This window comes from Azohydromonas caseinilytica (genome assembly GCF_012927045.1).
GTDB classification, from domain to species: domain Bacteria; phylum Pseudomonadota; class Gammaproteobacteria; order Burkholderiales; family Burkholderiaceae_C; genus Azohydromonas; species Azohydromonas caseinilytica.
In genome coordinates this window covers 1-4,464 of sequence record NZ_JABBFW010000069.1, presented here as the reverse complement: position 1 = coordinate 4,464, position 4,464 = coordinate 1, and the positions used below count along the sequence as shown (strand labels likewise).

Genomic DNA, 4,464 nt, shown 5'->3' with positions numbered 1-4,464 from the left:
CTGGACTCCCATCGGCGCCGTGACGCTCAACCCTGAGCGAGAGGCAGCCGTCGCGGCCCACTCGCTCACCCCGGATAAACGGCCTCTGGCTGCATAGTCCAGGCGACAGGTACGTTGACGCGCGCCGTAGATCGACCGTGCAACAAGGGAAGTCCGTGGTGGTGATCGACCGGCAGTTGATCAACGGCGACCTCGTGAGGGGTGGAGCCGGCCGCTGCGGATGGCGGATGGGGGCGTAGTAGTGATGAAGCCGGGTAACGCTGGTGGAGCAAAGGCCCCCTGTTCCGATGCGAACGCTCAAAGTGGGAAGAGCCCGGGGATTGGCTTGAGCCTAGGAACCCCGCTCGATTCGGTTCGGACCCTACGGAGTGCGTTGCGGGCGAAAGCCAAGAGCGAAGCAGCCTATCGGTTCTACAGCCTGTGGGACAAGGTGTGCCGCGAAGACGTCCTGACCGAAGCCTACCGACGCTGCCGCGCGAACCGCGGCGCGCCGGGGGTGGACAGACAGACGTTCGAGCGCATCGAGGAACAGGGGCTGGGAGCTTGGCTGCAAAGACTACGGCAGGAGCTGCGTACCAAGCAGTACCGGTGTGCACCCCTGCTGCGTGTATGGATTCCCAAGGCAAGTGGCGGGCAGCGCCCGCTGGGCATCCCGACCATCCGCGATCGTGTCGCGCAGATGGCGGTGCTGCTGGTTCTCGAACCGATCTTCGATGAAGACCTGTTCCCCTGGCAGTACGGCTTCCGCGAAGGCATGGACGCCAAGATGGCACTGCGCCGCATCCACTACGGCATAGCCGAGCGTGGTGCGCGCGAAGTGGTGGACGCCGACCTCTCGGACTACTTCAACACGATCCCGCACGGGGACCTGATGCGCTGCGTTGCGCGACGGGTCGCCGACGGGACGGCACTGGCGGTGATCCGTCAGTGGCTTGACGCACCGGTGGTGGAGCGTACCGACGACGGCGGAGAGATCCGCACGACGGTTGCGCGTGACACCAATCGTGGCACTCCGCAAGGGGGTGTCATCTCGCCGATGCTGTCCACGCTGTACTTCCGCCGCTTCATGCTGGCGTGGTACCACGGTGGGCACGCACGGCGGCTGCAGGCCGAAGTGGTCAACTACGCCGATGACTTCGTCATCCTGTGCCAGCCTGGCAAAGGGGAAGAAGCGATGGCGACGATGCGGCGGTTGATGTCCAAGCTGGGCCTGACGGTCAACGAGAAAAAGACCCGACTGGTCAAGCTACCTGATGAACGATTCGACTTCCTGGGGTACACCGTGGGAAGGTTCTACGGACACCCGGGCCGACCCTATTGGGGCACGGCGCCGTCGATGAAGTCCATCAAGCGCCTGAGGAAACGCATACACGACGAGACGACCAGGCGGTGGAACGCCACGACGCCCAGGGAGCGGGTTGAAGAACTCAACCCTATCCTGCGCGGCTGGGCGAACTACTTCAGTCAAGGACCGGTGAAGGAAATTTACCGGTCCATCGACGACTACACCGCACGGCGTCTGCGGATCTGGCTGCGAAGACGAAGCGGCAAGCAGGGAACGGGGTACCGCCAATACTCCGACCAGTACCTCTACTTGAAGTTGGGGCTGATATGCCTGTTGCCGATCCAACGCGGCCGCTCGAACGCGAAGGCCTGATGCGTCGGAAGAGAGCCGGATGCGGGAAATCTGCACGTCCGGTTCGACGAGGGGGATGTGGAAACGGAGCTACGGCGAGGTTACTCGGGCACCGCCAGACGAAAGGGGCGGAAATGGACAAACCGGACCTACGGCCACCGCGCCACATCTCTACTCTACCCAATGGCACCGACCCGTCATGCAGGTTGCGCGTGAGCGCCGCCCAGCTGTTGAGGCTGTAGTCGATGGCCTTGGCCGTGGTGCCGCCGTCGGCCACGCGCCGGCGCTGCAGCTTCAGCCACGCGTGCATCTCCTCCCACAGCGGCTTGGCCAAGGCCTGGCGCATCGCCAGCCGCTCCTGGGGCGCCAGGCTGCCGAGTTCGGCCTCGACGTGGTAGATGCGGGCGAAGCGCTGGAGGGCCTGCACCGCGACGTCGCTGGCGCCGGCCTTGGCCAGTTCTTCGAACTTGCGGCGCGCGTGGGCCGCACACGCAACGCCCTGGCGTTCAGGATACGCCTTGGGGTCCAACGCCTGTGCGTAGCCGGCGTACTGGTCGCACACCAGCGTGCCCTGCCATGGCCTGGGCCTGTCGCCTTGGGGCCCAGCGGGTGGGTCTGTCGTGCCCTTCAGGAAGGCCACCGGGTACGGGGCACCGCGGCCCAGGCAGAAGTCGTAGACGACGCCGCGCTGCGCGTCGAGTGCGCCGCGGGCATAGGCCCAGATGTAGGCCTTCTTGGTCTTGCCCGCGCCGGGGTCGAGCATGGCCACCGGCGTCTCGTCGGCGTGCAGCACGGCGCAGCTCAGCACCAAGGCCTTGTGCAGCTCGTACAGCGGCTCCAGCGCCGCACCGGCCTGGCCGGACCACGACGCCAGCGTTGAGCGCGGCGTGTGCACGCGTGAGCGCGCGTTGATGTCCTCCTGCCGGTAGTACGGCAGGTGGTCCACGAAGCGGCTGATGACCGTGTGTGCCACGAGACCGCTGGCGGGCATGCCGCCCTCGATGATTCTGCAGGCTCGGCCGGCTCCTGCACCAGCCGCTCGCAGCAGCGGCACGCCCACTTGCCGTAGACGTGGCGGTGCACGAAGAACTCGACCGGGATGATGTCGAGCTTCTCGCTGACGTCCTCGCCCACGCGCGTCATCGGCTGGCCGCAGCCCGGTGTCGGGCAGTGGGTGTCCTCGGGCTCGTGACGGTGCTCCACGCGGCGCAGGTGCTCAGGCAGCGCTTGGCGCCGTGGCCGCCGCAGCGGCGGCTTCGGCGACTCCGGCATCTCGGGCATCTCGGGCATCGCCGCACGCAAGGCCGCCAGCTGAGCTTCGAGGCTGGCCTCGTCCTCCACCATCGTGTCCTCGAACATCTGACGCTGCTGGGCGTCCATCGCCTCGGTCCTGGCGCCGAAGCGCCAGCGCTTGAGGCGTGCGAGCTCGAAGTTGACCTTCTCGATCTTCGCGTCGCGCCAGACTTGTGTCGCGCGCCTGGCGCTGGATTTGCTGTTCCCTGAGTTCGGTCTGCTCTTGCTTGAGCGCGATCTCGCGGGCCTGCTGCTCGATGTGCTGCAGCATCTGTTGCGCGAGCTGGCCAAGAGCCTCGGGCGCGAGGCCCTGAAGATCCTTGGCGGTGAGGTCGCGCATGCCCGCCATCATGCCGCCCCAACGGCATGGCGATCTATTGGCGCATGTGCTGTTGCCAGCGCGCCGCGGCCGCCTGCGCGGCGCGAGCTACACGCAGGTGATCACGCTCATCTCGGGCAGGCGCTGCCAGGGCAACCCCAGCACCAGGGCGTCGAACTGGGCCTGCGTCAGCGCCAGGCGCTGGGTGGCGTCGGCCGCGCGTGGCCAGTCGAAGCGCCCGTGGTTGAGCCGGCGTGCCGCGCACCACACCCCGAAGCCGTCGTGCACCAGCAGCTTGACGCGGTTGGAGCGGGCGTTCGTGAAGAGGTAGCCGTGGTGGGCGCGCCTCGCCGTGGACCATCACGACGTAGGCCATGAGCCGCTCGGCGCCGGCGCGCATGTCCACCGGCTGCAGGCACAGCCACAGGCTGTCGATGTGGATCACCGCAGGATCTCGCGCAGCCACGTCGCGCACTGGCCGGCGGCCTGCATGGGCCAGCGCACGCTCACCGTCACGGCGCCGCGGCGCAGCTCGATGTGGATCTCCTGCGGGACGTCCGGTACCGGCGTGGGCGCTGGCACTGCAGCAGTGGGTGCCGGTGTCGGCGCGGGCAGTTCCACAGGAATGAACACGGGCGCAGCAGCAGCCACCGCGGTGGCCTCCATGACGGCGGCCGTCACCGGTGTGGCAGCCGTGATCGCCGACGCGCCGCGACCACGACGCCACTGGTGCACCAGGTTGGCATTGAGACCGTGGGCCTGGGCCACGGCAGCCACTGACGCGCCGGGCTCATCGCATGCAGCCACCACTGCAGCCTTGAACTCGGCATCATGGCGGCGCCGGGGATTCGATCTTGAGTACATAGATGTCCATCTACCGGTTTGATGGACGTCATCGTTGGCGTCTGGCTTCAACTACTCAAGATGGGAGAACCGGCCGCTTACCGCAATTTCCTCGGGGCCATCCATCTGGCTGCCGCGGTCATCTGGCTCAATTGATGACGAGCCCTAGCCTCGGCCGGCGCTATGCCCGCGCACCAGGGCGGCCTGCGGCTCCTGCAATTTTTTCAACCCCCTTCTTGCGGATCGCCCCCGACTTGTGTACAGTCACGCCCCTCGCAACGAACTTTCGCTGCTTTGCTGGAAACGCAAGGAGAGTGGAAAGGGAGTTTGGAGCAAAGCGCTCTTGGAATATCGGTCTCAGGCCTCATGGGGT

General features: G+C 66.6%; 2 protein-coding genes and 3 pseudogenes. 1 reads left to right on the top strand and 4 read right to left on the bottom strand.

Annotated features, from left to right (window positions below):
- The first annotated feature begins 325 nt into the window (after positions 1-325).
- Entirely contained in the window at positions 326-1,657 is a 1,332-nt protein-coding gene (ltrA, locus tag HHL10_RS29855) for a group II intron reverse transcriptase/maturase (RefSeq protein ID WP_205833298.1), read from the top strand.
- 172 nt (positions 1,658-1,829) lie between these two features.
- Here ltrA and tnpC read toward each other — a convergent pair.
- The 4 genes and pseudogenes from tnpC to tnpA all read right to left on the bottom strand — a co-directional run.
- Positions 1,830-2,690: pseudogene (tnpC, locus tag HHL10_RS30930) on the bottom strand (IS66 family transposase); the annotation flags it as partial.
- A 203-nt stretch (positions 2,691-2,893) separates the two neighbouring features.
- Positions 2,894-3,016, bottom strand: a pseudogene (locus tag HHL10_RS30920) (hypothetical protein); the annotation flags it as partial.
- Positions 3,017-3,356: 340 nt separating this feature from the next.
- Positions 3,357-3,581, bottom strand: a pseudogene (gene tnpB, locus HHL10_RS29845) (IS66 family insertion sequence element accessory protein TnpB); the annotation flags it as partial.
- 108 nt (positions 3,582-3,689) lie between these two features.
- On the bottom strand, positions 3,690-4,112 hold the full coding sequence (tnpA, locus tag HHL10_RS29840) for an IS66-like element accessory protein TnpA (protein WP_169164067.1): 423 nt from the start codon (positions 4,110-4,112) through the stop codon (positions 3,690-3,692).
- Positions 4,113-4,464 lie beyond the last annotated feature (352 nt).

Coding starts and splice junctions, on each gene's coding strand:
- tnpA (WP_169164067.1), bottom strand. CDS start 4,112: ATGTACTCAAGATCGAATCCCCGGCGCCGCCATGATGCCGAGTTCAAG.